Below are 26314 nucleotides of genomic sequence, written 5' to 3'. Positions count from 1 at the left end.
TTCCTTACCGCACGTGGCTTTCTGGACGGGTGACATGGGCGAGGGCCTGGGTGAGCAGGCGGGCCCCTTCGCTGGTCATGATGGATTCCGGGTGGAACTGGAAGCCCAGCACCCGCTCGTCACGCTGCTCTATGGCCATGGGCATGCCCTGATAGTGGGCAATCACCTGCAACTCTTGTGGCACATAGGTGGCCACCAGGGAGTGGTAGCGGGCCACCGGCAAGGGGCTCGGCAGCCCCGCGAAGGCGCCATGACCGTTGTGCTCAATCAGCGAGCGCTTGCCGTGGACGATCTCCCCCGCCGCCCCGACGGTGCCGCCGTAGGCTTCGCACAGGGCCTGATGACCGAGGCAGATGCCGAGGATGGGCACCCGGCCCCGGGCCAGCTTGATGAGATCGATGAGGCAGCCCGCCTCATGGGGTGCGCCCGGCCCCGGGGAGAGCACCAGCACGGCGTCCCCTTCGCAGGCGTCGATCTCCTGCATGATGCGGCTCGCAGGCAGGCTGTTGCGGTAGATGCGCACCGGGTAGCCCAGGGTGCGGAACTGGTCGACGAGGTTGTAAGTGAATGAATCGAAGTTGTCGAGCAGGAAGATATTAGTCATGGGACTGCTCCTTCGAAGTGCGGAACTGGTCGGCCAAAGCGTTGTAAGTGAACGAGTCGAAGTTGTCGAGCAGGAAGATGTTAGTCATGGCTCACGTCCTTGTGTTGTTCCTGCTGGGCGCTGAGGGCCTGCAGGGAGGTGCCATGGCTGGCAGCGATGGCGGCCAGCACGGCCGCCGCCTTGGCGCGGGTCTCGTCCGCCTCGGCCTGGGGTTTGGAGTCATAGACCACCCCGGCGCCAGCCTGGACATGGGCGACCCCCTCTTTCACGAAGGCGGAGCGGATGACGATGCAGGTGTCCATCTCCCCTGCGCCGTTCAGGTAACCCACGGCGCCGCCGTAGCTGCCGCGACGCTTGCCTTCCACCATGCGGATAAGCTCGCTGGCGCGCAGCTTGGGGGCACCGGTCAGGGTGCCCATGTTCATGCAGGCCTGGTAGGCGTGCAGGGCGTCAAGGTCGGCGCGAAGGGTGCCCACCACCCGGGAGACCAGGTGCATGACGTGGCTGTAGCGATCCACTTTCAGCAGATCCTTGACGTAGCGGGTGCCGGGGGCGGAGATGCGGGCGATGTCGTTGCGGCCCAGATCCACCAGCATCAGGTGCTCGGCCACCTCTTTCTCGTCCTGACGCAGCTCCAGCTCGATGCGGCCGTCCAGATCCAGGTTGATGCTGCCGTCCGGGTTGAGGCCGCGGCGGCGGGTACCGGCGATGGGGTACATCTCCACCTGGCGGCTATTGGCACAGAACTTGACCGCGCTCTCGGGGGAGGCGCCAAACAGGGTGAAGCCCTCGTCCTGCACGTAGAACATGTAGGGGCTGGGGTTGGTCTGCTTGAGGCGGCGATAGGCGGCGACGGGATCCGGGCAGGGGAGGGAGAAGCTGCGGGACGGCACCACCTGGAAGATGTCACCACGGCGGATGAAGCCCTTGAGCTTCTCGACCTCGGCACAGAACTGCTTGTCCCCCTTGTCGACGGCCAGGGCGCCGGTCAGCGGCGCCGTGCCCTGCGGCGCAGGCAGCGGCTGCTGACAGGCCTGTTTGAAAGACTCGAGGCGAGCGGTCAGGCGGGCGTAGCGCGCGTCCAGCTGCTCATCCTCTTCGCCGCCGAACAGGCAGGCCACCAACTGGGTGCTCTGCTTGATGTGATCGATGGTGATCAGGGTCTCGGCCACATAGAAGCAGTAGTCAGGGCAGTCGTTGCTCCCCTCTGGCACCTCGGGCAAGTCTTCAAAGGAGGCGATGAGGTCGTAGGCGAAGCTGCCCGCCATGAAGAGGGCCTCTTTGCCCTGCGGGCATTGCAGCTCCCGCTGCAGGGTGCGCAGCACGTCCAGCACGCTGCTGCCCTTGAGGCGGCTGTCTTCGTCAAGCTCCCGATCGGACGCCGGGAAGTCGAGGTGCAGCTCGTCCGCCACCCGGGTCTGGGTGATGACGGCGGGCAGGCGCTGCTCCAGCAGGCGCAGCAGGGCGGCGCCGTTGTCGCCGAGGGGGCGCACCTGCACGGCGCGGCCGCGGCACTCGATGCGCAGGCAGGCATCCACCAGCAGCAGGCTCTGGGTACCGGCCTTGGAGTCGATCTCCACCGATTCGAGCAGCAGGTTGTTGGGTCTGTCCTGGCAGAGTCGGGTATAGAGTGCCAGGGGGTCTGTCACATAGGGGGCATTGAGCCGGATGGTATCGAATTCGCCCAGGGGCAAACGGGTCTTGTTGCCTGTCATAATGCCTTCCCTTGCATGTGTTGTGTGTCACCGATGGTCATGGCGCTGTCTCTCTTGAAAATGGGTCGGGTTCGGGTCACGTCAGCGAGTTCGCCATCGCCATGTCAGTGTGCTTCTCTGAATTGTCGGTTTCATCACAGGTCCATTTGCCGGATAATAAAAAAGCCCGCTGGGGTCAGCGGGCTTTTTCTTTGGGTTCTTAACTTGCTGTCAGATTACAGGTACAGCAACGACCACACGCCCGCATGTCAGGGAGTGTGCCACCACCAGATGGTCAGGATGGAAGTCGCTTGCATGAGATTGAGTCCTGTAAAAAGATGTTTGCAATGAAGTGCCTACAGAAAACGATAAAGCCGCGGCCAAGTCAAGTCGCTTTTTTGCCGGCCTTTTCCAGGCAGGTCCCAAACAAGAGCGAAACACGCCGATGAGATTCGATCTGCATTGCCACACCACCGCCTCGGACGGGGTGCTGAGCCCCGCCGATCTGGTGCGCCGCGCCGCCGAAAAAGGGGTGGAGGTGTTAGCGGTCACTGACCACGATACCCTCGACGGGCTTGAGGAGGTGCGCCAGACCATCTCGGCCGACCAGTTGCCACTGCGCCTGGTGAGCGGGGTGGAGATCTCCACCGGGTGGGAACATCACGAGATCCACATCGTGGCCCTCGGGGTGGACGAGAAAAATCCCCAGTTGCTCGCCTTTCTGGCAGGGCAGCGGGCTCGCCGGGAGGCGCGCGCCGAGGAGATCGGGCGTCGTCTGGAGAAGTGCCTCATCCCGGGCACCTATGAAGAGGCCAAGCAGCTTGCCGGTGACGCCGCCGTGACCCGGGCCCACTTTGCCCGGGTGCTTGTGGCGCGCGGGGTGGCCGACAATATGCAGAAGGTGTTCAAGAAGTACCTGAGCCGGGGCAACAAGGGCTATGTGCCCGCCGAGTGGCCCGGGATGGGGGAGGCCATCGAGGCCATCCACGCCGCAGGCGGGCTGGCGGTGCTGGCTCACCCGAGCCGTTACAATCTCACCGCCAAGTGGATCAAGCGGCTGCTGGTGGCCTTCAAGGCCGTCGGGGGGGATGCCATGGAGGTCTCCCTGCCCCAGCAGAGCCCCCAGGAGCGGGCGAATCTCGGCCAGTGGGCCAGGGAGCACGATCTCTATATTTCGGTGGGGTCCGATTTTCACTTCCCCTCCAACTGGACCGAGCTTGGCCGCCACCTCTGGCTCCCCAAGGAGGGGATGCCGCTGTGGCTGGGCCACCCCGGTCATTTCGGGCTCACCCCCGAGGAGCATGCGGGCCTGCTGGCCAGCCGCTGACCCCCCGGGCCGGCATCTTTGATGCAGGCGAGTCTGCGTCAAACAGGTTAAGGTAGTGTCATGGGCCAAGGGGCCCTTGACCATGAAGCGGGCAACGAGCGTGCCCCCTATCGCGAGAAGAGCATATGAGTCAGCATTTTTACGTACATCCCGACAATCCCCAGGTTCGCCTCATCAGCCAGGCGGTGCAGATCCTGCAAAACGGCGGCGTCATCGTCTATCCCACCGACTCCGGCTATGCCCTGGGCTGCCAGATGGGCAACAAGGATGCCCTGGAGCGCATCTGCCGCATCCGTCGCATCGAGCCGAACCACGACTTCACCCTGGTGTGCCGTGATCTCTCGGAGATCTCCACCTATGCCAAGGTGGACAACACTGCCTTCCGGCTGGTCAAGAACAACACCCCCGGACCCTACACCTTCATCTTCAAGGCCACCAAGGAGGTGCCGCGTCGCCTCATGAACGAGAAGAAGAAGACCATCGGCATCCGGGTCCCGGCCAACAACATCGCGCTGGCCTTGCTCGAGGCCCTCGGTGAGCCGCTGCTCTCCACCACCCTGATCCTGCCGGGCTCCGAGATGGCGGAGTTCGACCCCGAGGAGATTGCCGACAAGCTCGGCAAGCAGCTGGATCTGGTGGTCAACGGCGGGTATCTGGGCGAGCAGCCCACCACTGTGGTGGACTTCTCCGACGACGAGCCCGTGCTGCGTCGCCGCGGTGCCGGGGATCCGACGCCGTTTGAGTGATCTTGCCGACCCCGTGCCCGCGCTGACAACCCCCGCGGGCACGACGGGGGAGGCTTCCCTTCCCCCGCCCATCGCCACCGTGCTGGGGCAGCCCTACCATGAGCTGCCCCAGGACTTGTTCATCCCCCCCGATGCGCTGGAGGTGTTTCTCGACACCTTCGAGGGGCCGCTGGATCTCTTGCTCTACCTCATCCGGCGCCAGCAGCTCGACATCCTCAACCTGCCCATCCTGCAGATCACCGCCCAGTACATGGAGTACGTGGATCTGATGCAGGGGCTCAATCTCGAGCTGGCGGCGGAATACCTGCTGATGGCGGCCTGGCTCGCGGAGATAAAGTCCCGCCTGCTGCTGCCCAAGGCCCCGGAGCTGGAAGACGAGGAGGAGGGAGAAGACCCTCGCGTCACCCTCATTCGTCGCCTGCAGGAGTACGAGCGCTACAAGCTGGGGGCGGAGCGGGTCAATGCCCTGCCGAGGGTGGAGCGGGAGATCTTCGTCGCCGCCGCCATGGCGCCGGATTTTGGTGCCTTGAAGCCATTGGCGCCCGATGTTTCTCTGGTTGAACTCGCCCTTTACATGCAAAGTGTGGTAAAACGCGCGACTCATTTTGAACATCACCAGATCCGCCGCGAGCAGATCCCGACCCGGGTACGGATGGCGGAGATCCTCGCCATGCTCTCCCTGGGCCAGACCCTGCGCCTGGAGCAGGTGCTGCGGGCCGAGGAGGGGCGCATGGGGGTGCTGGTGACCTTCCTGGCCCTGCTGGAGCTGTGCAAGGAACAATTGATCTGGATCTTGCAGGCGGAGCCCCTGGGCCCCATCCATTTTGCCCTGGCCAGTCAGGGGAAAGGGGAGGAGCATGAGCATCTACACTGAGCGAGGGGCGGCGCCAGGGCCGCGGACCCGGGAGGTCCACCGTGGCGCTGCCTGCTGAACGATTGAAGACCCTGATCGAGGCGGCGATCTTCGTGGCGGGGCGTCCCCTCACGGTGAGCGAAATCAAGGGCAGCGTGCTCTCGGACTACCCGGTCACCGGCCGCTATGTCCAGCTGCTGCTGGCAGAGCTCAGACAGGATTACAGCGAGCGGGGGGTCGAGCTCAAAGAGGTGGCCTCCGGCTGGCGTTTCCAGGCCCGCCAGGAGTATGCCGAGGAGCTGTCGCGCCTGTGGAGCGAGCGGGCTCCCCGTTATTCCCGCGCCGTGATGGAGACGCTGACGCTGATTGCCTATCGTCAGCCCATCACCCGGGCGGAGATAGAAGCCATCCGCGGGGTGGCGGTGTCGAGCCAGATCGTCAACACCCTCAAGGAGCGTGGCTGGGTGCGCAGCATCGGCCACAAGGAGGTGGCGGGTCGCCCCGAGCTGCTCGCCACCACCCGTGAATTTCTGGACTATTTCAACCTGCAGAGTCTGGAGCAGCTCCCCGAGCTGGATCCCGAGCTGCAGGCCCCCTTGTCGCTCATGCCGGGCGAGGGCGGTGACGGTCAGCCTCTGGCAGGCCGTGCTGAGCATGAACATGGTGGGGAGGCCAACGGGGCCTTCCCACAAGAGCCAAGGTTGTCCGCGATGTCGGCGGGCAGCGATCAACAATCAGGTAAACCCGATGAGTGAAAAACTGCAAAAAGTATTGGCCCGCGCGGGTCAAGGCTCCCGTCGTGAGATGGAGGCCCTGATCACCGCAGGTCGGGTCAGCGTGGATGGCAAGGTCGCCACGCTGGGGGATCGCGTCGAAGTGAACGCCGTGATCCGGGTGGATGGCCACCAGGTCAAGACCCGCGCCGCAGAGGAAGTGATCTGCCGCGTGCTGGCCTACCACAAGCCCGAAGGGGAGATGTGCACCCGCCACGATCCGGAAGGACGTCCCACCGTGTTTGATCGTCTGCCCAAGATGGATGGCGCCCGCTGGATTGCGGTCGGCCGCCTTGACGTCAACACCTCCGGTCTCTTGCTGTTCACCACCGACGGTGAACTGGCGAACCGCCTGATGCACCCGAGCCACGAAGTGGAGCGGGAATACGCGGTGCGGGTCTTTGGCGAGATCACCGAAGCCATGTTGCAGCGCCTGCGCAAGGGCGTGCAGCTGGAAGACGGCATGGCCAAGTTCAACAAGATCAAGCCCGCCGGTGGCGAGGGGCTGAACCAGTGGTTCAACGTCACCCTGACCGAGGGCCGCAACCGGGAAGTGCGCCGCCTGTGGGAGTCCCAGGAAGTGCAGGTGAGCCGCCTGATGCGTATCCGCTACGGCGACGTCAAGCTGGATCGCGGCATCCCCCGCGGCGGCTGGCAGGAGCTGAAACTCCCCGAGGTGAACTACCTGCGCGGCCTGGTCAATCTGCCGAACGAGACCGAATCCAAGGTCGATTTGCAGCAGGATGGCAAGAGCACCCGCCACAAGCAGGCCGCCCAGATCCGTCGCGCCGTGAAGCGCCACAAGGAGATGCAGGGCAAGGAGCCGCGCGCCCGTGCCACCACCGCCCGTCGCAAGCCGACCTCCTCCACCCGCAATTCCGGCACCGGCAGCAAGTAAGCCGCCGCCACGGGCCGCTCGCCCCGGACACGCCACAAGCCCGAACCCCAAGGTGCGGGCTTTTTTGTTTTCTGCTCCTGCCGGGCTCCTTGAGACTGAATCGCACAGGGGAGAGAAAGGGCCAGACAAGCTCCTCCCCCTTTTGAAGGGGGAGGCTGGGAGGGGGTGAGTAGTTGTTATGCTGACAGGGGTCATAGTCGGAGGAATACTGTCATGAACGAGAAGCCAGTTCGTGTTTTCAACCGCGAGGCCACGCTGGATAAACGGCGTGAACAGCGAAACAATCCAACAGAGCCTGAACGGCGATTGTGGCAGACGCTTCGGGCTGGGCAACTCGGAGTCAAGTTTCGCCGTCAGCAAGGTATAGGCCCATACATTGCGGATTTTTACTGCCCCGGGCGGTTGTTGGTCATTGAGGTTGATGGCGACAGCCATTTCGACATGCGGGGTTTGCGTCATGACAAGCGACGGGATGCCTACATGGCGGCCCTGTCGCTGACGGTACTGAGATTTAGCAACAGGGAGGTGATGGAAAATCTACCCGGGGTGGTTGTCTCTATTCGGGCATGGCTTGATCGCGTCTGACCCCAGCCCTCCCCTTGCCAGGGGAGGGGGCCAGAGTGCCCTCTGTACGGGCTGGAAAGCGTCATACACTTCCCTTTTTTGAAGGGGAGGTGGTTGCAGACGGGGATGTGCATCAGGATGGTTGCCCTGTCGGGACGGGCTTGTTAGCCTTTCGCGCACAAAGACAGGAGAAACCAATGAGCAAGGTACTGGATGAGCTGCTGGCGTTGCTGGCGCTCGAAAAGATCGAGGAGGGCCTGTTTCGGGGCCAGAGCCAGGATCTCGGGTTGCGATCCGTGTTTGGCGGACAGGTGATGGGGCAGGCCTTGTCAGCCGCCAAGCAGACGGTGGCAAGCGACCGCCAGGTCCACAGTTTCCACTCCTACTTCCTGCGCCCCGGGGATGCCAACAAGCCCATCGTCTACGACGTGGAGAACATCCGCGACGGCCAGACCGTCTCCACCCGCCGGGTCAAGGCCATCCAGAATGGCAAGCCCATCTTCTACCTCAACGCCTCCTTCCAGGCGGAGGCGGAGGGCTTCGAGCATCAGACGAAGATGCCGGCCGGCATCACGCCCCCCGAGCAGCTCAAGAGCGAGCTGGAGCTGGTGCGTCCCTACGAGCAGATGATCCCGGCGGCCCTGCGGGACAAGATCCTGTGCGAGAAGCCCATCGAAATTCGCCCCGTGACCCTGGTGGACCCCATTCGCCCGGATGTCCACGAGCCCCTTCGCTACACCTGGTTCAAGGCCAATGGCCCGGTGCCGGACGATCAGCGGGTCCACAACTACCTGCTGGCCTATGCCTCCGACTTCCACTTCCTGTTCGCCGCCCTGCAGCCCCACGGGGTCTCCTACTGGGAGCCGGACATGCAGGTGGCCACCATCGATCACTCCATGTGGTTCCACCGGGAGTTCCGGCTGGACGACTGGCTGCTCTACGTGGTGGACAGCCCGAGCGCCAGCGGCGGTCGGGGTCTGGTGCGCGGCCAGTTCTTCACCCGGGATGGGGTATTGGTGGCGAGCACCATGCAGGAAGGGGTGATCCGTCGCCGGGGCTGAGACGCCCTCTTGCGCCAACGAAAAACGGGAGCCGATGGCTCCCGTTTTTTATTGCCTGCGCTATCAGGCTGCGTCCTGCTCGGTGCTGAGTGCTGGCTCGCCCCGGGCGAAGCGGTCGGCCCACAGGGCGATGACGCCGTCACCGGTGACGTTGCAGGCGGTGCCGAAGCTGTCCTGGGCCAGGTAGAGGGCGATCATCAGGGCGATGGAGGCCTCACCGAAGCCGAGCATGGAAGTGAGCAGGCCGAGCGCGGACATGACACCGCCACCCGGTGCGCCCGGCGCGGCAATCATGATGACGCCCAGCATCATGATGAAGGGCACCATGGTGCCGTAGCCCGGAATGGCCAGGTGTTCGGAGAGGAACATCACCGCCGTGGCGCAGGTCACCAGGGTGATGGTGGAGCCGCACAGGTGGATGGTGGCGCACAGGGGCACGGTGAAGTTGGCGATGCCGTCGCTCACGCCGTTGCGCTTGCTGGCTTGCAGGGCCACCGGAATGGTGGCGGCGCTGGACATGGTGCCAAGGGCGGTGAAGTAGGCGGGCAGCATGTTCTTGATGAGCATGACGGGGGAGCGCCCCTGGGCGAGGCCGGTGCCGACGAACAGGACGCAGAGCCAGATCCAGTGCATGACGATGGCCATCACCAGCACCACTCCGAAGGTCTTGAGGGTGGCGAAGACGGTGCCTTCCACCGTCATCTCGACGAAGACGCCGGCGATGTAGAAGGGGAGCAGGGGAATGATCACGTGTGCCAGCAGGCGGTCGATGATGTCACGGCCCTGATCGGCGACCCGGCGCAGGTCGGTGGCCTGGGTGGCGCTGATGCCGATGCCGAACACGAAGGCGGCGGCCAGGGCCGACATCACCCCGAACAGGGGCGGGATCTCGAGGTTGATGTAGGAAGTGAGCTTGGTGGCAGCCTCGGCGGTGGGTTCGGCGGCCGTGGTCAGGTGCGGGATCAGGTGGCTCGCCACGGTGAAGGCGAACAGGCCCGCCAGTATGGTGGAGCAGTAGGAGAGCCCCACCGTCTTGCCCAGCAGCTTGCCGGAGTTCTTCGGCAGGCTGGCGATGCCGCTCATGATGAAGAAGAGGATGATGAGCGGGATGGTGAAGGTGATGAGCTGGCCTATCACCGTCTTGGCGGTGAACAGCACGCGGGCGACCCATTCGGGGGCATAGAGACCGAGCAGCAGGCCGGCGAGGATACCGGCAACCAGATTGAGAACGAGTTTCATGGGGGAATCCAGGTGTTGGTGTCTGATTTGTTATTTAATTTTGATTTTAATGCCGCTTTTTAACACAAACACCGCATCTTGTCTGCTTTATGGTGGTTAACTCAGGGTTAAATATTGTTAACGGGCTGAATGCCGTGAGGTGTCACTGTCCCCGGGGGGGGCGCGGATCAGCGCCGCACCAGCAAGGCGTGCAGCCAGGGGCCGTTCACTTCATCTTCCGCCACCCAGCCATGGTGCAGGGTGAAGGGGAGGGGAGCGATCAGGCGTCGCAGCCCCGCCTCGTCGAGCCGGGTCTGCAGGGGATATTCCCCCGACCGTGGCAGCGGTTCGCCCTTCCCGTGGGGGAAGGAGGCGTAGAGGGGGCCCCCGGCCTTGAGCAGGGTGGCCAGATGACCGAGCGCCGGGGCTATCTCGTGTTCGGGCAGACAGGGGAGGGAGCCGCTGGCCCAGATGCCGTCATAGGGAACGACGCTTTGCATCTGCTCGACGCGGCAGACTCGCACCGGCTGACCGCACAGGCGCGAGGCGGCGGCGGCCTGCGCCCGGCTCGCATCGAAGGCGGTCACGGTGAGGCCTTGCTGGCGAAAGAGGCGCAGATCCTCTCCTGCCCCGCAACCGGCCTCCAGCAGATGACGGCCGCTGCCCAGCAGGGCCAGGAAGAGGGCATGGGCGCCTGCCACGAGGGCGGGGCGAGGGGCGGCGTCGTTCGCCGGCGCGGGGGCGTGTGGCAAGGGTGTCGGGCTCATCGTGGTGGGGGACGTTACTCTAGCAGGTTTGCCCCCGGCTGTTGAGCATTGGCGGGGGCGGCGCGTCTTGCCGACTCAGGGGTGGCGGCGAAGGGTGGGGCTCGCGATGAGGGTGAACAGGGTATCGAGGAGAAAGTCCGACTCCTCAATCAGATCGATGCGATCCGGGAAGTGCAGCCAGTTGATGATGTAGCCGTCCAGGGTGCAGTGGAGCAGGGTGGCGGCGCGGCGCAGATCCAGCCCCTCGGGCAGTTGGCCGCGACGCACGGCATTGGCCAGGGTGATCTCCAGATCCCGGAAGAAATTCATGGATTGCAGGTGCATGTGCTCGCGCATGACGGCGGCCTCTCCCTCCATGGATTCCAGATTGAACATGATGGTGAACATCTGCTGGTGGGCGGGCTCGGTGCTGATCTTGAGCATCACCTCCTTGAGAAAGCTGCGCAGCTTGCCCAGAGGATCCGGCTCCGCCTCGTCGACGCAGGCATCGAGCTGGTGGGAGAGGGGGGCACACAGCTCCTCCCACAGGGTGACGAACAGCTCTTCTTTATTCTTGAAGTGCCAGTAGATGGCGCCCCGGGTGAGGTCCGTCGCCTTGGCGATATCGGTCAGGCTGGTGCGCGCCAGCCCCTGTTGGCAGAAGAGATCCAGGGCCGTGCTCATGATGTTGCAGCGGGTTTGCTGCGCCTCTTCTTTGGTGCGTCTGGCCATTGACTCCGGTCCTGTTTAAAAGTGAAAAAAGTTTCTTACATACATTCATGAATGTATGTATATTGCCTCATCTTCGCCGTTTTACCAACAGGGGCCTTATAAACCCTGTGGTTTTGTCACTTCTTTTTGATTGAAACTGAGGTTCAGAGACTTGATGCATAAACATATTCTCGCACGTTCGGTCGGCCTTGCCTTGCTGGCAAGCGGCCTGCTGGCTGGCTGTGGTGACAAGGACGGGGCCCAGCAGGCCATGGGGGAGATGCCTCCCGCCGCCGTGGACGTGGTCACCCTCCATACGGCCCCCCTGCAACTGTTGTCCGAGCTCACCGGTCGCACCGCCCCCCTGCGGGTGGCCGAGGTGCGTCCCCAGGTGAACGGCATCATCCTCAAGCGCCTGTTCACCGAGGGGAGCGACGTCAAGGCCGGTCAGCTGCTCTATCAGATTGATCCCGCCGTCTATCAGGCCGAAGTGGCCTCCGCCAAGGCCAACCTCGCCAAGGCCGAGGCCAACGAGCGCAGCGCCCGCCTCAAGGCCCAGCGCTACGCCGAGCTGGTGAAGGTGAAAGCCATCAGCAGCCAGGAGTATGACGACGCCGACGCGGCCTGGAAACAGCAGCTGGCCGAGATCGGGGCCGCCAAGGCCGCGTTGCAGACCGCCAACATCAACCTGGCCTACACCCGCATCACGGCCCCCATCAGCGGCCGCATCGGCAAGTCGGCGGTGACCGAGGGTGCCCTGGTGACCGCCCAGCAGGCGGACAGCCTCACCTCCATCTCCCAGCTCGATCCCATGTACGTGGACGTGCGCCAGTCCACCGCCGACCTGCTGCGGCTCAAGCGCCTGGTGGCCGAGGGCAAGCTGACCCAGGGGGAAAAGGACGGGGCCGGTGTCAGCTTCCAGCTGGAAGATGGCAGCCAGTATGGCGAGAAAGGGGCCCTCCAGTTCTCCGACGTGACCGTGGACGAGGCGACCGGCATGGTGACCCTGAGGGTGATCGTGCCCAACCCGGATCAACTGCTGCTGCCCGGCATGTTCATGCGTGCCACCTTGCAGGAGGGCGAGCGCCCGCAAGGCCTGCTGGTGCCCCAGATTGCCGTGACCCGTACCCCCAAGGGCGGTGCCACCGTCATGGTGGTGACGGCGGACAACAAGGTGGAACTGCGTGAAGTGCAGGTCGGCCGCATGTCCGGCGACAGCTGGGTGGTGGAGTCCGGTCTCAAGGCTGGCGAGAAGGTGATCGTCGCCGGTCTGCAGAAAGTCAAACCCGGGGTCGTGGTGGCGCCCACTGAACGTGCCGGCAACAGCGCACAACAGACCCCGGCAACCAAGCAGTAGGATGGAGTAGTCGCCTCATGGCACGTTTTTTCATAGATAGACCCATTTTCGCCTGGGTGATCGCCCTGGTGATCATGCTGGCCGGGGCCATGGCCATCATCGGCCTGCCGGTGGCCCAGTACCCGACCATCGCCCCGCCGGCGGTTGGCATCTCCGCCAGCTACCCGGGGGCCTCCGCCAAGACGGTGGAAGACTCGGTGACCCAGATCATCGAGCAGAACATGACCGGGCTGGATCACCTGCTCTACATGTCGGCGCAATCCGACTCGTCAGGGAACGTCAGCGTGACCCTCACCTTCAAGCCGGGTACGGATCCCGACATCGCCCAGGTGCAGGTGCAAAACAAGCTGCAACAGGCCATGTCGCTCCTGCCCCAAGAGGTGCAGCAACAGGGCGTGCGGGTCCAGAAGACCTCCAGCAGCTTCCTGATGGTGGCCGCCTTCATCTCCACCGATGGCGCCATGACCAACGATGACCTGGCGGACTATGTGGTAGCCAACATCAAGGAGCCCCTGAGCCGTCTGGACGGGGTCGGTGACATCACCTTGTTCGGCAGCCAGTACTCCATGCGCGTCTGGCTCGATCCCCACAAGCTCAACCGGGTGCAGATGACCCCGGCCGACATTCAGGCCGCCATCAAGGCCCAGAACGCCCAGGTTGCCTTCGGCAAGCTGGGGGGGACCCCTGCGGTGAGCGATCAGCAATTTACCGCCACCATCATGGGCCAGACCCGGCTCTCCACCGTGGAGGAGTTCAACAACATCCTGCTGCGGGTGAACCAGGACGGCTCCAAGGTCCAGCTCAAGGACGTGGCCCGGGTCGAGCTTGCCGGTGAAAACTACGACGCGACCGCGCTCTACAACGGCCAGGCCACCGCCGCCGTCGCCATCAAGCTGGCGACCGGTGCCAACGCCCTGGACACCGCCGAGCACGTGCGGACCAAGCTGGGTGAACTCTCCGAGTACTTCCCGGCCAACATGGAGATCGTCTATCCCTACGACACCACGCCGTTCGTGAAGATCTCCATCGAGGAGGTGGTGCAGACCCTGATCGAGGCGATCTTCCTGGTGTTCTGCGTCATGTATCTGTTCTTGCAGAACTTCCGGGCAACCCTGATTCCGACCATCGCGGTGCCCGTGGTCCTGCTCGGCACCTTCGGGGTGATGGCGGCCTTCGGCTTCTCCATCAACACCCTGACCATGTTCGGTCTGGTGCTCGCCATCGGCCTCTTGGTGGATGACGCCATCGTGGTGGTGGAGAACGTGGAACGTCTGATGAGCGAGGAGGATCTCTCCCCCCTCGAGGCGACCCGCAAGTCCATGACCCAGATCACCGGCGCCCTGGTGGGCATCGCCCTGGTGCTGTCGGCGGTGTTCGTGCCCATGGCCTTCTTCGGTGGCTCTACCGGTGCCATCTATCGCCAGTTCTCCCTCACCATCGTCTCGGCCATGGTGCTCTCGGTGCTGGTGGCCCTGATCCTGACCCCGGCCCTGTGCGCCACCCTGCTCAAACCCATGAAGCACGGTGAATTCGGCGCCCAGCGCGGCTTCTTCGGCTGGTTCAACCGCTTCTTCGACACCAACGCCAACCGTTACCAGAACGGCGTGCGCAAGGTGATCAAGCAGGGCACCCGCTACGGCATCATCTATCTGGCCATGCTGGCGGTGCTGGCGGTGCTCTTCATGCGCATGCCCACCTCCTTCCTGCCGGAAGAGGATCAGGGGGTCATCATGTCCATGGTGCAGCTCCCGGTGGGGGCGACCAAGGAGCGGACCGAGGTGGTGCTCGGGGAGATGCGCGACTACTTCCTCGAGAATGAGAAAGAGAACGTGGACTCCGTGCTGACGGTGGCGGGCTTCAGTTTCGCCGGTAGCGGTCAGAACAGCGGCATGGCCTTCATCAAGCTCAAGGACTGGAGTGAGCGCAAGGGAGAAGAGCGCAGCGCCAATGCCATCATCGGCCGCGCTATGGGGTTCCTGTTCAGCATCAAGGAAGCCCAGGTCTTCGCCTTCAACCTGCCCCCCATTCCGGAACTCGGCACGGCCACCGGCTTCGACTTCTTCCTGCAGGACCGCGGCGGTCTGGGTCACGAGAAGCTGATGCAGGCGCGCAACCAGTTGCTCGGCATGGCGGCGCAGGATCCCAACCTGGTGCGGGTACGCCCGAACGGGATGGAAGACACGCCCCAGCTCGACATCAAGATCGATTACGAGAAGGCGCTGGCCCAGGGGCTCTCCATCACCGACATCAACAACACCCTGTCGGCGGCCTGGGGCTCCTCTTATGTGAACGACTTCGTCGACAGAGGCCGGGTCAAGAAGGTCTATCTGCAGGCGGATGCCCCTTTCCGGATGAACCCGGAAGATCTGAAGCTGTGGTACGTGCGCAACAGCGCGGGCCAGATGGTGCCCTTCTCCGCCTTTGCCAGCACGGAGTGGAGCTTCGGCTCGCCCCGTCTTGAGCGCTACAACGGTGTCTCCGCCATGGAGATCGTCGGTGAGGCGGCCCCTGGCAAGAGTACGGGTGACGCCATGGTGGCCATCGAGGAGATGGTGAAACAGTTGCCGGAAGGGATCGGTATCGAGTGGACCGGCCTCTCCTTCCAGGAGCGTCAGGCAGGCTCCCAGGCGCCGGCCCTGTACGCCATCTCGCTCCTGGTGGTCTTCCTCTGTCTGGCCGCCCTCTACGAGAGCTGGAGCATTCCGTTCTCGGTCATGCTGGTGGTGCCGCTCGGGGTGCTGGGGGCCATTTTGGCCGCGACCCTGCGCGGGCTTGAGAATGACGTCTACTTCCAGGTGGGCCTGCTCACCACGATCGGGCTGTCGGCCAAGAACGCCATCCTCATCGTCGAGTTCGCCAAGGAGCTGCACGACAAGGGGATGAGGCTCGGGGATGCGGTGGTGGAGGCCTCGCGTCAGCGCCTGCGCCCCATCCTGATGACCTCGCTCGCCTTCATCCTGGGGGTACTGCCCCTGGTGATCAGCACCGGGGCTGGCGCCAGCAGCCGAAACGCCATCGGGACCGGCGTGATGGGGGGGATGATCAGTGCCACCGTGCTCGCCATCTTCTTCGTGCCGCTGTTCTTTGTGCTGGTGATGCGCTATTTCACCGAACGCAAGCATGCCGGGGAAGAGAGTGTCCACACCAAGGAGATCAACCATGACTAAGACCCTGATCGCCCTGGGCGTGACCCTGATGATGGGGGGCTGCTCCATGGCCCCCGACTACCAGCGCCCCGAGCTGCCCCAAGGCGCCTCCTGGCAAGCTGACCTGGCCGCCAAGGGGGAACTTGCCCCCTGGCGCCAGCAGTTCCAGGACCCGGCCCTGCAGACGCTGATCGGCACCGCCCTTGAGAGCAACCGGGATCTGCGCCTGGCAGCCCTCAACGTCGAGGCCTACGAGGCGAAATACCGTATCCAGCGGGCGGCCCAGTTGCCGACCCTGGCCGCGAGTGGCAGCGGCACCCGCCAGCAGGGATCCGACGATCTCAGTAGTACGGGGCAGGGCACCATCAGCAGCCAGTATGGCGCCAACATCGGCATCACCGCCTATGAGCTGGATCTGTTTGGCCGGATCCAGAGCCTGAAAGATCAGGCCCTTGAGACCTATCTGGCGCAAATCGAGACCCAGCGTAGCACCCAGATTGCGCTGGTGGCCTCGGTGGCGAATGCCTACTTCACCCTGCTGGCGGATCAGGAGTTGCTGGCCCTGAGCCAGGCGACCCTCGCCACCGAGCAGGAGAGCTATGCCCTGACCGAGCACAAATACCGCCTGGGTGCCGCCTCCGAGATGGAGCTGGCCCAGGGGCGCACGGCACTGGAAAACGCCAAGGTCAGCCAGGCGCAATACCAGCGTCTGGTGAAGCAGGACAGAAACGGTCTGGCCCTGCTGCTTGGCACCGATATCCCGGTGCTGGCGGCACAACCTGCCACCCTGGCCGAGGTGAAACTGGCGCCGATCCCGGTGGGGGCTCCTTCCAGCCTGTTGCAGCAACGCCCGGACATCCTGGCGGCGGAGCACAACCTGAAGGCGGCCAACGCCAACATAGGGGCGGCCCGCGCCGCCTTCTTCCCGACCATCTCGCTCACCGCGACGGCGGGCACCGCCAGCAACCAGCTGAGCGGTCTGTTTGACGGCGGCACCGGCACCTGGACCTTCATGCCCCAGATCAATCTGCCCATCTTCGATGGCGGCAAGCGCGTTGCGGATCTGGACGTGGCCGAGGTGGGAACCAGGCAGGCGGTGGCGAGCTACGAGAAGAGCATCCAGACCGCCTTCAAGGAGGTCGCGGACACCCTCGGTGCCCAGGCGGACTACGCGCAGCAGTTGCAGGCGCAACAGGCGCTGGTGGAGGCCAACCAGACCTACTTCAGGCTGGCGGAGGTGCGTTACGAGCAAGGGGTGGACAGCTACCTGACCCGCCTCGATGCCCAGCGCTCCCTGTTCAGCGCCAAGCAGGGGCTCATCAGCACCCGGCTCGCCCAGCTGAGTAACCAGGTCGCCCTCTACAAGGCCGTCGGTGGCGGCTGGCAGGCGCCAAAGGACGCAGAGCCGGCATCAGACAAACAGGGTTGACCCGTCGGGGTTGACGTAAAAAGCATCAGGGGCGAACCACTAGGTTCGCCCCGTTTTTTTATCTGTCATGTCGAGAAGCCAAATCGAGGCAGGTGACAACGGCGCTCCCTGCCCGGGGCAGGGAGCGGGCAGGAGGAGCCACATGCTCATGGGCGCCGCCCTCGGCAACCATCATGGCCCGCCTGGAGGTGACCACCTCATCGCCGTCATCCGTTGCGCCGGACCCAGGAGATGCCATTTATCGCATAAGCTGAGCAGTAATTATTCTTTCAAAGAATAAATGGTCGGCTCTTATAGTCAGTCACTCGCCCCTCATTCCAAGGATGTGAAATGAAACGACTCGTGCCCGCCACCCTGCTTGTTGCAGGACTGGCTCTCGCCCCGCTGGCCCAGGCGGCCACCCTGCTCAACGCCTCCTATGACGTGATGCGCGATTTTTACAAGGAGTACAACGGAGCCTTCCTGAAGCACTGGCAGGCCGAAGGCGGGGAGCCACTGCAGATCAACATGTCCCACGGCGGATCGAGCAAGCAGGCGCGCGCCGTCATCGACGGCCTGCCCGCCGATGTCATCACCATGAACATGGCCACCGACATCAACGCCCTCGCCGAGCATGGGGGCCTGGTGCCCAAGGGGTGGGCGGATCGCCTGCCGGATCACAGCGCCCCCTTCACCTCGGCCACAGTGTTCATCGTGCGAAAGGGCAACCCCAAGGGGTTGAAGGATTGGCCTGATCTGCTCAAGGAGGGGGTACAGGTCATCGTGCCCAACCCCAAGACCTCGGGGAACGGCCGTTACACCTACCTGTCTGCCTGGGGGTATGTGCTGGAGCAGGGGGGCGATGAAGATGCGGCCAGGGCATTTGTCGGCAAGCTGTTCAAGCAGGTTCCCGTGCTCGACACCGGCGGCCGCGCTGCCACCACCACCTTCATCCAGAACCGCATAGGGGACGTGCTGGTCACGTTCGAAAACGAAGCCGAAATGATTGCCCGGGAGTTCGGTCGTGGCAGCTTCGAGGTGGTCTATCCGAGCGTCACTGCCGTGGCCGAACTGCCGGTGTCAGTGGTGGACAAGGTGGTCGACAAGCAGGGTACCCGCAAGGAGGCCGAAGCCTATCTGGCCTATCTCTGGTCCGACGAAGGCCAACGCATTGCTGCCAGCAACTATCTACGCCCGCGCAACCCGGCGATCCTCGCCGAGTTTGCAGACCGTTTCCCGAACGCCACCTTCCTCGACGTGGTGAAGACCTTCGGCGAGTGGCCTGTGATCCAGCGCACTCACTTCAAGGAGGGCGGGGTGTTCGACCAGATCTATGCCCAGCGCTGAGGGGCCTCTGGATAACGATGCTCACCCAGGTGCAGCCGGGGCGTGGCTGCCTGGCAGCCCTCTCTGATGGTGGGGCCAGGTTGGTGCGTCAGGCTCTGAAAGATGAACAGGACCTTCGCGGATGGCGGTGTCCTGGAGGGGGAGGGTGATCTGACGCAGTCACACCGGCGTCTTGACCAGAGACCCGGGACAAACAGCACGAAGGGTTGGCCTCGCGCTGAGGCCAACCCTTCGTCTGTCTGGTGCCGGTAATAGGAGTCGAACCTACGACCTTCGCATTACGAATGCGCTGCTCTACCAACTGAGCTATACCGGCGGTTTGATGTTCAGAGTCGTGAAAAAAGCCGGACAAGTCAATTGAGCCAACTCGATTTTATGAGTTGGCTCATGATGTTAAGGCATATCAGAGGTCAACGAACTCCGGGATGTGAGCACGGCCGCGGCTCTCGAGAAAATCGAGCAGGGCACGGGGGGAGCGGGCCAGGATCCGCTCATGTGGGAAGTTGGCTTCGGTGACCAGACGATGGCAGTGATCAAAGTCGCCGAGGCTGAATGCCACGTGGGAGTCGGAGCCGAAAGTGAGGTAGGCACCCAGATCGCGCGCCGCCTCGACGATGGCGCGGCAGTTGCTTTCGCTGCCTGCACGGGAGTGGTTGAACGATGAGTTGTTGACCTCCAGTGCCACTCGATACTCTGCCGCTGCCTTGACCACCGCCTGAATATCGATGGGGAAGGCGGGATTGCCGGGGTGGCTAATCATGTCGACCCGACCACTTCGAATGGCGTTGATCATGGCCTGGGTGTGGGTTGCCTGATCGCAGGGGGGAAACACCGGTTCGTGAAAGCCCGCCATGATCATGTCGAGCCGCGATTCGTAGCGCTCGGGGAAGTCTATTTCACCGTCGATATTCTTGATGTTGGCTTCGATGCCGCGCAGGATACCGACCCCGTCCACGACTCTGGGCAACACGTGCAGATTGACGAAATGCCAGTAATGCGGGGCATCTGCCATGTCCGGGCCATGGTCCGTGGTGGCAAACAGCTTGATCCCCTTGGCTTTGGCGATGGGCAGGTAATCGTGAATGGTGCTGTAGGCGTGGGTGCTGGCGACGGTGTGCGTGTGGGTATCGACCGTATACTTCATCTTCTCTCCCCTCTGGCATGAGGCGACAGCATAGCAAGATTGGCGAAGCCGGGCCATGTGGCTGGTTGCCATACTTTGTCACAATTTGGGTCTGTGCTGACAAAGTCTGATGACGTTTCACTGCGAGGATAGCGACATCGATGTAAGCCTGAACACCCATCGATGGGTCGACACTGGATGGTCAGACCCGTTTTCCCCGCCGTCGCCCCTGCGACGGTTTTTTTTGGTTCTCTGTCGGCGCATCGGGTGACGGCAGGCCAAAAAAATGCCCAACTAGCATGACGCAGGTTGGGCGAGACTTAATGTTTAATTGCAGTGGCATAGATATAGAGTGCCGTCTCGCCGCGAAGTTCCCGCCATCTTCCCTCTTTTTGATTAAAAACATTTAGCCAACACTTGTTCACATTCTCTTGACATGGGTGGGCGTGAAACGTACTTTTTAAACATTCGTTTAAGTGAGGTGTCCAGTGAGTAAAATCGATACCAAGAACCGTATTCTCGATGCCGCCGAGGTGCTGTTTGCCGAGCGAGGGTTCGCCGATACCTCGTTGCGTCTGATCACCAGCGAGGCCGATGTGAACCTGGCTTCGGTCAATTATCACTTCGGCTCCAAGAAGGAGCTTATCCAGGCGGTGCTCGACCGTTATCTGAGCCTCTTCATGCCGGCACTGGACGGGCGGTTGCAGACGTTGATGGCGCAGGATCAGCTGACCCTGTTACAGGTGTTCGAGAGCTTTGTAGAACCCCTGATGAAACTGTCGGCCGTCAGGGCGAATGGTCCGGCGCTCTTCATGCAGTTGCTGGGGCGCGGCTATATCGACAGTCAGGGCCACCTGCGCCGCTTTATTACCACCCATTATGGGGCGACCCTGCACGGGATCACCCAGGCCATCTCCAAGGCCAATCCGGATTTGTCGCCAGCGGATCTCTTCTGGCGCCTGCACTTCACCCTGGGCACCGTCGTCTTCACCATGGCCTCTGCGGATGCCCTGCGTGACATCGCCCAGGCCGATTTTGGCCAGCAGCTCGATGTGGAAGGGCTGGTGCGCAACGTTATTCCTTATCTGGCGTCCGGTGTCGGGGCGCCCGTGGAGTCGACCAGGCTCTCCCTGGCCGTGTAACACCTAACAATAATCAACGGAAACAGTGAAATAGAAGGAACTTCGGTATGATCACATTGCTTGTCCTGCTGGTGCTGGCGATAGCCGTGGTGCTCGGTGTCCCCGCCATCCGTAAAAAGGTGGTGACCCGCCCCGTGTTCGGCATCTTCAAGAAGATACTGCCGCCCCTGTCGGCCACCGAGCGGGAGGCCATGGAGGCCGGCTCCGTCTGGTGGGACGGGGAGCTGTTTCGCGGCAACCCGGACTGGAAGAAACTGCACGGCTACGGCAAGGCCGAGCTGAGCGCAGAAGAGCAGGCCTTTATCGACAACCAGGTCGAAACCCTGCTCGCCATGGTGGACGACTTCAAGATCGTCAACGAGACCAAGGACCTGCCGGAGCCGGTGTGGGACTATCTGAAGAAAGAAGGCTTCTTCTCCCTGATCATCCCGAAATCCTACGGCGGCCGCGAGTTCTCGGCGATTGCCAACTCCACCATCGTCACCCGTATCGCCACCAAGAGCCTGAGCGTCGCGGTCACCGTCATGGTGCCCAACTCCCTCGGCCCGGGCGAGCTGCTGATGCATTACGGCACCCAGGCCCAGAAAGATTTCTGGCTGCCGGGGCTGGCCAACGGCAAGGAGGTGCCCTGCTTCGCCCTGACCGGGCCGGAAGCGGGCTCCGATGCGGGCGCCATCCCGGACAAGGGGATCGTCTGCAAGGGGATGCACAAGGGGGAAGAGGTGCTGGGCATTCGCCTGAACTGGAACAAGCGCTACATCACCCTGGCGCCGCGTGCCACCGTGCTGGGGCTGGCGTTCAAGCTCTATGACCCGGAAAAACTGCTGGGTGACAAGGAAGAGATCGGCATCACCTGTGCGCTGATCCCGACCAGTCACCCTGGCGTGCGCGTCGGCGATCGCCACTACCCCATGGGGCTGGCGTTCCTGAACGGCCCGACCTTCGGCAAGGATGTGTTCATTCCGCTCGACTGGATCATCGGCGGCCCGGATTACGCCGGCCGTGGCTGGCGCATGCTGGTGGAATGCCTCTCCGCCGGTCGCGGCATCTCGCTGCCTGCCCTTGGCACCGCCTGTGGTCACATGGCGAGCCGCACCGTGGGCGCCTACTCCTACGTGCGCAAGCAGTTCGGCATGTCCATCGGCAAGTTTGAAGGGGTACAGGAAGCGCTGGCCCGCATTGGCGGCCTCACCTATCAGCTGGAAGGGGCTCGTCGCATGACAGCAGGTTCCCTGGATTTGGGTCAGGCACCGGCCATCGTCACCGCGATTTCCAAGTACCACATGACCGAGATGGCCCGCCAGGTGATGGATGACTCCATGGACATCCACGCTGGTCGTGCCATCCAGCTGGGCCCGAAAAACTACACCGGCTACGCCTACATGGGCATTCCGGTGGCCATCACGGTGGAAGGGGCCAACATCCTGACCCGCAACCTGATGATCTTCGGGCAAGGGGCCACCCGCTGCCATCCGTATGTGTTTGCCGAGCTGGAAGCGGCGGCCGACACCGATGTGGAGCGCGGTCTCGAGAAGTTTGACGCCCTGTTGATGAAGCACATCGCCTTCGGTACCGGCAACTTCTTCGGTGCCCTGTTCCAGGGACTGACCCTGGGCCAGTTCAACAGCGCCCCGGTGGCTGGCGAAACCGCCCGCTACTACAAGCAGCTCTCTCGCATGAGCAAGGGGCTGGCCCTGTGCGCCGACGTCTCCATGCTGATGCTGGGTGGCGATCTCAAGCGCAAGGAGATGATCTCCGCCCGTCTGGGTGACGTGCTGAGTCACCTCTACCTGGCCTCCGCCACCCTCAAGCATTACGAGGATCAGGGCCGCATGGTCTCTGACCTGCCGTTCGTCCAGTACGCGGTGGAGCGCAACCTCTACCTGATTGGCAAGGCGTTCGAGGGCTTCTTCCAGAACTTCCCGAACAAGGTGGTGGGTGCCGTACTCAAGAGGGTGGTGTTCCCGTTCGGCGTTGGTTACAAGATGCCGGCGGACGATCGCTGCCATGCCATCTGTCTGGCCATGATGACGCCGGGCGAGTTCCGGGATCGTCTGACCGCGCTCTGTTATGTTGGCAAGGACGAGGCGGATCCGGTGGGGCTGATGGAGCGTGCCTTCCAGGCCATGGTCTTGGTGCAGCCCATCGAGAAGAAGCTGATGCAGGCCCAGAAAGAGGGCAGACTGCCCCGCAAGCTGGCGCTGCCTGAGCTGGTGGCTGCGGCCCTGTCCCAGTCCATCCTCGGCAAGGAGGAGGCGGACAAGCTGCTGGCCGCCGATGCCCTGCGCTACGAGGCTATCCAGGTGGACAACTTCGCTCCTGGCGAGCTGGAAGGATTGTCTCAACCGAACCCGGTTGAGCATGCAGCCTGACCCCGAGCGTAAACCGACAACCGGCCCTAGTGGCCGGTTTTTTGTTGTTTAACCAGGCATTTACAAGGTCGATTAATTCCAGTTTAATGCAATGGCCCCCACCCTTGGGGCAGGAAGCAAGGCCATCGGAATGGCCGATAACAACAACTCAGGAAGAGTGAATGAACCTCGCCAAAACGGCGATCGAACGCCCCATCTGGGTGGCGGTCTCGGTCGTGCTGATTTTTTTGCTGGGCCTGCTCAGCATCCGGGGACTGCCCGTCCAGCTGTTTCCCGACATAGACCGTCCTCACCTCAACATCACGGTGGACTGGCGCTCGGCCTCGCCCCAGGAGATGGAGTCGGAGATAACCGATCCCATCGAGCAGGAGATGCAGGGGGTACAGGGGCTCAAGAGTCTCAGCAGCAACAGCTACCCCGGCTTCACCGAAATCGACATGGAGTTTGCCCTCGGCACCGACATGCAGCGGGCCCAGCTTGACGTCATCTCCCGCCTGAACCGGGTCTCGGGGCTGCCGGACAACATCGGTGGCCCCTACGTCAACAACTACAGCAGCAACGACACCCTGACCTTCTTCTTCATCCAGCAACTGCCCGGTGCCAAGGGGGAGATAGACGATCACCAGGCGCTGATCGAGGCGAGGGTCAAACCCGAGTTGGAGCGGATCCCCGGGGTGTCCACGGTCGACATCGAGGGGATCAACGAGCGCCAGATCCAGATCCGTTTCGACCCTTACCGCGCCGCCGAGCTGGGGGTGGAGATCCCGGTGCTTGCCAGCCGGGCAACGACGGGCTGGGATGTGTCGGCCGGCACCCTCGACATCGGACGCTGGGAGTACAAGCTGCGCTTTGCCGGTCGCTATGACGTGGCGGCCCTGGGGGACAAGGTGGTGGACTGGCGTGACGGCCTGCCCATCTATCTGCGGGACGTTGCCGAGATCAGAGTGGCCCGGGAGGAGAACCCGGTGTTGCGCATCCAGAACGGCAACACCGCCATCGCGGCGCAGATCTTCAAGGAGAGCGGTGCCAATGCCCTGGCGGCGCTCGAGGGGATCAAGGCCAAGGTCGGGGAGCTCAACCGGGAGGTGCTGGAGCCGGTTGGCCTGCACATGGAGCAGTCGTTTGACGCTTCTCTCTACATCAACCGGGCGGTGAGCATGGTGACCGCCAACCTGGGGCTCGGGGTGCTGCTCTCCTGCGCCATCCTCTGGGTCTTTCTGCGCCAGCTCAAGGCGACCCTGATGATCGCGATCGCCATTCCCATCAGCATCATGCTCACCTTCTGCCTGCTCAAGGTGATGGGGCGGACCCTCAATATCATCTCCCTGGCGGGCATTGCGTTTGCGGTCGGCATGGTGCTCGACGCCGCCATCGTGGTGCTGGAGAGCATCTACCGGCGCCATGAGCGGGGTGACATCAACAAGGGAGAGGCGGCGCTGGAGGGCACCCGCCGGGTGTGGACCGCTCTGGTGGCGTCCACCCTGACCACGGTCGCCATCTTCCTGCCGGTGCTCCTGCTCAACGACGTGGAAGGGCAGTTGTTTGCCGATCTTGCGCTCACCATCGCCTGCGCGGTGACGGTCTCCATGGTGGTGGCGGTCACGGTGTTGCCTGCGGTGGCGGCGCGCTGGATGGGGCACGAGCGGCTGATTGATCCCTTTGAGCGCCTGTGGTGCCGCGCCACCCGCCATGTGATCCGCTGGACTGCCACCGCCCCCAGGCGCTGGGCCATCATCGTCCTGATGATGACGGGGCCTGTGCTGGTGAGCTGGTTGATGTTGCCCAAGATGAACTACCTGCCGGATGTGAAGCGGGACGCCATCGACGTCTGGATGAGTTTCACCCCCGGGGTCAATCTCAAGGCCCAGCGGGAGGAGGTGATCGATACCCTGATTGCCCGCCTCGACCCCTATATGAAAGGGGAGAAGGAGCCTGTCCTCAAGAACTACTACATCCTGCGCTACCCGGGCGGTGCCCAGATCGGGGTGCGGCCAAAGGAGGAGAGCCAGATCAAGGTGCTGGAGCAGCTCTTGATGAAGCAGTTGCTGGTGGGCATTCCCGACACCCGGGTGTTTGGCGGTCAGGGGTCCCTGTTTGGCGGTTTTGACAGTGAAAACAGCATCTCCCTGCTGATCCAGGGAGGTGGGCTGCCCGAACTCTATCAGGCTGCCCGGGAGAGCATGACCATAGTGCAGCGGGACTTGCCCGGCGCCCAGGTCAGGCCAGAACCCGGACTCGATTTCACCGCTCCCGAGCTTCGGCTGGTGCCCCAGGACAGGCGCCTGGCCGAGGTGGGCTGGGATCGTTCCCCCATGCCCGCCATCATCCAGACCTTTGGCGATGGTCTGCGGGTCGGCGAATATTTCGACGGGGATGAGCGGCTCGACATCCTGCTGATGGGGCAGGCCTCCGCCAACCCGGACGAGCTCAAGGCGGTGCCGCTTGCTACCCCGTCCGGGCGCATCGTTCCCCTTGGGGAACTGCTGCGGGTGGAGCCGCAACTCGGGCCTGAGAGCATCTTCCGATCCGATGGGCGGCGCAGCATCAGCCTGCAGATATCGCCCCCGGCGGGAATGAGTATGGAGCAGGTGCTCGACACCCTGCAGCACAAGAGCTTTGCCGCCATCCGGCCCTTGCTGCCGGCCGGGGGGGAGCTGCGGGTCGCTGGCAATGCCGACAGCCTGCAGCAGGCGCTCGGCAACCTCGGCAGCATCTTCCTGTTCGCCGTGATGATACTGCTCATTCTGTTGTGGGGGGTCTTCGCCTCCCTCAAGGATGCCGTGTTGGTGCTGCTCACCTTGCCGCTCGCCACCGTAGGTGGCGTGCTGGCGCTGCACCTGAGCGGTCTGGTGGCGCCGCTGCCGATGGACTTGCTCACCATCATCGGCTTCGTCATCCTGCTCGGGTTGGTGGTCAACAACGCCATTTTGCTGGTGCACCAGACCAGGATGGCCGAGCGGGAGGGGATGAGCCGACAGTCGGCAGTCACCGATGCCCTGCAAAGCCGGATGCGTCCCATCGCCATGACCAGCCTCACCAGCATCTTCGGCATGCTGCCCCTGATGCTGAGTCCGAGCGAGGGGAGCGAAATCTACCGGGGGCTGGCCACCGTCATCGTCGGCGGCATGAGCTGCAGCACCCTCTTCACCCTGATCCTGTTGCCCGCCTTCCTGCGGTTGGGGGAGCAGACCGACATACCGCACGCCCTTCGGCAGCGTGCCTGA

General features: G+C 63.2%; 20 protein-coding genes and 1 tRNA gene. 14 read left to right on the top strand and 7 right to left on the bottom strand.

Translation table 11 applies throughout. The features are described 5' to 3' along the window. Positions 1 to 4 precede the first annotated feature (4 nt). Positions 5 to 604 carry an aminodeoxychorismate/anthranilate synthase component II gene (locus tag PG883_RS05410; protein ID WP_039039194.1) on the bottom strand — a complete coding sequence of 200 codons (600 nt, stop codon included), beginning with the start codon at positions 602 to 604 and terminating at the stop codon, positions 5 to 7. 80 nt (positions 605 to 684) lie between these two features. Next, positions 685 to 2319, bottom strand: a complete 1635-nt coding sequence (locus PG883_RS05400; RefSeq protein WP_039039193.1) for an anthranilate synthase component 1 — start codon at positions 2317 to 2319, stop codon at positions 685 to 687. 424 nt (positions 2320 to 2743) lie between these two features. Between PG883_RS05400 and rnm the strand changes: the two genes are divergently transcribed. From rnm to tesB, 7 genes are all read left to right on the top strand, one after another. Beyond that, positions 2744 to 3625, top strand: a complete 882-nt coding sequence (rnm, locus tag PG883_RS05395; protein ID WP_039039192.1) for an RNase RNM — start codon at positions 2744 to 2746, stop codon at positions 3623 to 3625. A gap of 125 nt (positions 3626 to 3750) precedes the next feature. After that, positions 3751 to 4371: an L-threonylcarbamoyladenylate synthase gene (locus PG883_RS05390; RefSeq protein WP_010673702.1), complete on the top strand. Its 621-nt coding sequence runs from the start codon at positions 3751 to 3753 to the stop codon at positions 4369 to 4371. After that, positions 4364 to 5245, top strand: coding sequence for a segregation and condensation protein A (locus tag PG883_RS05385; RefSeq protein WP_010673703.1), 882 nt, complete (start codon positions 4364 to 4366; stop codon positions 5243 to 5245). The genes PG883_RS05390 and PG883_RS05385 overlap by 8 nt, the downstream gene beginning before the upstream one ends. A gap of 41 nt (positions 5246 to 5286) precedes the next feature. Continuing rightward, positions 5287 to 5979 carry an SMC-Scp complex subunit ScpB gene (gene scpB, locus PG883_RS05380; protein ID WP_042014199.1) on the top strand — a complete coding sequence of 231 codons (693 nt, stop codon included), beginning with the start codon at positions 5287 to 5289 and terminating at the stop codon, positions 5977 to 5979. Further along, positions 5972 to 6895: a 23S rRNA pseudouridine(2605) synthase RluB gene (gene rluB / locus PG883_RS05375; protein WP_039039190.1), complete on the top strand. Its 924-nt coding sequence runs from the start codon at positions 5972 to 5974 to the stop codon at positions 6893 to 6895. Before scpB ends, rluB begins: the two co-directional genes overlap by 8 nt. A gap of 213 nt (positions 6896 to 7108) precedes the next feature. Then, positions 7109 to 7480, top strand: a complete 372-nt coding sequence (locus tag PG883_RS05370) for an endonuclease domain-containing protein (protein WP_045524070.1) — start codon at positions 7109 to 7111, stop codon at positions 7478 to 7480. 176 nt (positions 7481 to 7656) lie between these two features. Beyond that, positions 7657 to 8520: an acyl-CoA thioesterase II gene (gene tesB / locus PG883_RS05365; RefSeq protein ID WP_010673706.1), complete on the top strand. Its 864-nt coding sequence runs from the start codon at positions 7657 to 7659 to the stop codon at positions 8518 to 8520. A 63-nt stretch (positions 8521 to 8583) separates the two neighbouring features. Here tesB and PG883_RS05360 read toward each other — a convergent pair whose 3' ends face one another. The 3 genes from PG883_RS05360 to PG883_RS05350 all read right to left on the bottom strand — a co-directional run bounded on the left by PG883_RS05360 (position 8584) and on the right by PG883_RS05350 (position 11216). Next, complete coding sequence (locus tag PG883_RS05360; RefSeq protein WP_010673707.1) at positions 8584 to 9759, bottom strand: dicarboxylate/amino acid:cation symporter; 1176 nt, start codon at positions 9757 to 9759, stop codon at positions 8584 to 8586. A 167-nt stretch (positions 9760 to 9926) separates the two neighbouring features. After that, positions 9927 to 10490 (bottom strand): class I SAM-dependent methyltransferase, encoded by a 564-nt coding sequence (locus PG883_RS05355; protein WP_010673708.1) that lies wholly within the window; start codon positions 10488 to 10490, stop codon positions 9927 to 9929. A gap of 90 nt (positions 10491 to 10580) precedes the next feature. Further along, on the bottom strand, positions 10581 to 11216 hold the full coding sequence (locus tag PG883_RS05350; RefSeq protein WP_010673709.1) for a TetR family transcriptional regulator: 636 nt from the start codon (positions 11214 to 11216) through the stop codon (positions 10581 to 10583). A 154-nt stretch (positions 11217 to 11370) separates the two neighbouring features. On the opposite strand from PG883_RS05350, the gene PG883_RS05345 reads away from it, so the two are divergent. From PG883_RS05345 to PG883_RS05330, 4 genes are all read left to right on the top strand, one after another. Continuing rightward, a complete protein-coding gene (locus PG883_RS05345; protein WP_103858916.1) occupies positions 11371 to 12552 on the top strand; it encodes an efflux RND transporter periplasmic adaptor subunit in 1182 nt (393 codons plus the stop codon). A 17-nt stretch (positions 12553 to 12569) separates the two neighbouring features. Next, positions 12570 to 15719: an efflux RND transporter permease subunit gene (locus PG883_RS05340; protein ID WP_234658333.1), complete on the top strand. Its 3150-nt coding sequence runs from the start codon at positions 12570 to 12572 to the stop codon at positions 15717 to 15719. Beyond that, the gene (locus PG883_RS05335; protein ID WP_270807024.1) at positions 15712 to 17127 is read left to right on the top strand and encodes an efflux transporter outer membrane subunit; all 1416 of its coding nucleotides are present in this window, start codon (positions 15712 to 15714) and stop codon (positions 17125 to 17127) included. The genes PG883_RS05340 and PG883_RS05335 overlap by 8 nt, the downstream gene beginning before the upstream one ends. Before the next feature lie 330 nt (positions 17128 to 17457). Beyond that, positions 17458 to 18453 (top strand): sulfate ABC transporter substrate-binding protein, encoded by a 996-nt coding sequence (locus PG883_RS05330; protein WP_104453163.1) that lies wholly within the window; start codon positions 17458 to 17460, stop codon positions 18451 to 18453. A 240-nt stretch (positions 18454 to 18693) separates the two neighbouring features. On the opposite strand, the gene PG883_RS05325 is transcribed toward PG883_RS05330, so the two are convergent. Further along, a tRNA-Thr gene (locus tag PG883_RS05325) sits at positions 18694 to 18769 on the bottom strand. An 87-nt stretch (positions 18770 to 18856) separates the two neighbouring features. Continuing rightward, complete coding sequence (locus PG883_RS05320; RefSeq protein WP_161470320.1) at positions 18857 to 19597, bottom strand: phosphatase; 741 nt, start codon at positions 19595 to 19597, stop codon at positions 18857 to 18859. A gap of 467 nt (positions 19598 to 20064) precedes the next feature. Between PG883_RS05320 and PG883_RS05315 the strand changes: the two genes are divergently transcribed. The 3 genes from PG883_RS05315 (at position 20065) to PG883_RS05305 (ending at position 26314) form a co-directional block, all read left to right on the top strand. After that, a complete protein-coding gene (locus tag PG883_RS05315; RefSeq protein WP_005324182.1) occupies positions 20065 to 20718 on the top strand; it encodes a TetR/AcrR family transcriptional regulator in 654 nt (217 codons plus the stop codon). Positions 20719 to 20765: 47 nt separating this feature from the next. Then, the gene (locus PG883_RS05310) at positions 20766 to 23090 is read left to right on the top strand and encodes an acyl-CoA dehydrogenase (RefSeq protein WP_113736204.1); all 2325 of its coding nucleotides are present in this window, start codon (positions 20766 to 20768) and stop codon (positions 23088 to 23090) included. A 161-nt stretch (positions 23091 to 23251) separates the two neighbouring features. Then, positions 23252 to 26314, top strand: coding sequence for an efflux RND transporter permease subunit (locus PG883_RS05305; RefSeq protein ID WP_201901299.1), 3063 nt, complete (start codon positions 23252 to 23254; stop codon positions 26312 to 26314).

It is taken from the genome of Aeromonas sp. QDB25, from assembly GCF_027707725.1.
In the GTDB taxonomy this organism is placed as follows: Bacteria; Pseudomonadota; Gammaproteobacteria; order Enterobacterales; family Aeromonadaceae; genus Aeromonas; species Aeromonas caviae.
This window is presented reverse-complemented; position numbering and strand designations above follow the sequence as displayed.

Coding starts and splice junctions, on each gene's coding strand:
- PG883_RS05310 (WP_113736204.1), top strand. CDS start 20,766: ATGATCACATTGCTTGTCCTGCTGGTGCTGGCGATAGCCGTGGTGCTC.
- PG883_RS05360 (WP_010673707.1), bottom strand. CDS start 9,759: ATGAAACTCGTTCTCAATCTGGTTGCCGGTATCCTCGCCGGCCTGCTG.
- PG883_RS05345 (WP_103858916.1), top strand. CDS start 11,371: ATGCATAAACATATTCTCGCACGTTCGGTCGGCCTTGCCTTGCTGGCA.
- PG883_RS05320 (WP_161470320.1), bottom strand. CDS start 19,597: ATGAAGTATACGGTCGATACCCACACGCACACCGTCGCCAGCACCCAC.
- PG883_RS05400 (WP_039039193.1), bottom strand. CDS start 2,319: ATGACAGGCAACAAGACCCGTTTGCCCCTGGGCGAATTCGATACCATC.
- PG883_RS05305 (WP_201901299.1), top strand. CDS start 23,252: ATGAACCTCGCCAAAACGGCGATCGAACGCCCCATCTGGGTGGCGGTC.
- tesB (WP_010673706.1), top strand. CDS start 7,657: ATGAGCAAGGTACTGGATGAGCTGCTGGCGTTGCTGGCGCTCGAAAAG.
- PG883_RS05330 (WP_104453163.1), top strand. CDS start 17,458: ATGAAACGACTCGTGCCCGCCACCCTGCTTGTTGCAGGACTGGCTCTC.
- rluB (WP_039039190.1), top strand. CDS start 5,972: ATGAGTGAAAAACTGCAAAAAGTATTGGCCCGCGCGGGTCAAGGCTCC.
- PG883_RS05340 (WP_234658333.1), top strand. CDS start 12,570: ATGGCACGTTTTTTCATAGATAGACCCATTTTCGCCTGGGTGATCGCC.
- PG883_RS05350 (WP_010673709.1), bottom strand. CDS start 11,216: ATGGCCAGACGCACCAAAGAAGAGGCGCAGCAAACCCGCTGCAACATC.
- PG883_RS05370 (WP_045524070.1), top strand. CDS start 7,109: ATGAACGAGAAGCCAGTTCGTGTTTTCAACCGCGAGGCCACGCTGGAT.
- PG883_RS05410 (WP_039039194.1), bottom strand. CDS start 604: ATGACTAATATCTTCCTGCTCGACAACTTCGATTCATTCACTTACAAC.
- PG883_RS05390 (WP_010673702.1), top strand. CDS start 3,751: ATGAGTCAGCATTTTTACGTACATCCCGACAATCCCCAGGTTCGCCTC.
- PG883_RS05335 (WP_270807024.1), top strand. CDS start 15,712: ATGACTAAGACCCTGATCGCCCTGGGCGTGACCCTGATGATGGGGGGC.
- rnm (WP_039039192.1), top strand. CDS start 2,744: ATGAGATTCGATCTGCATTGCCACACCACCGCCTCGGACGGGGTGCTG.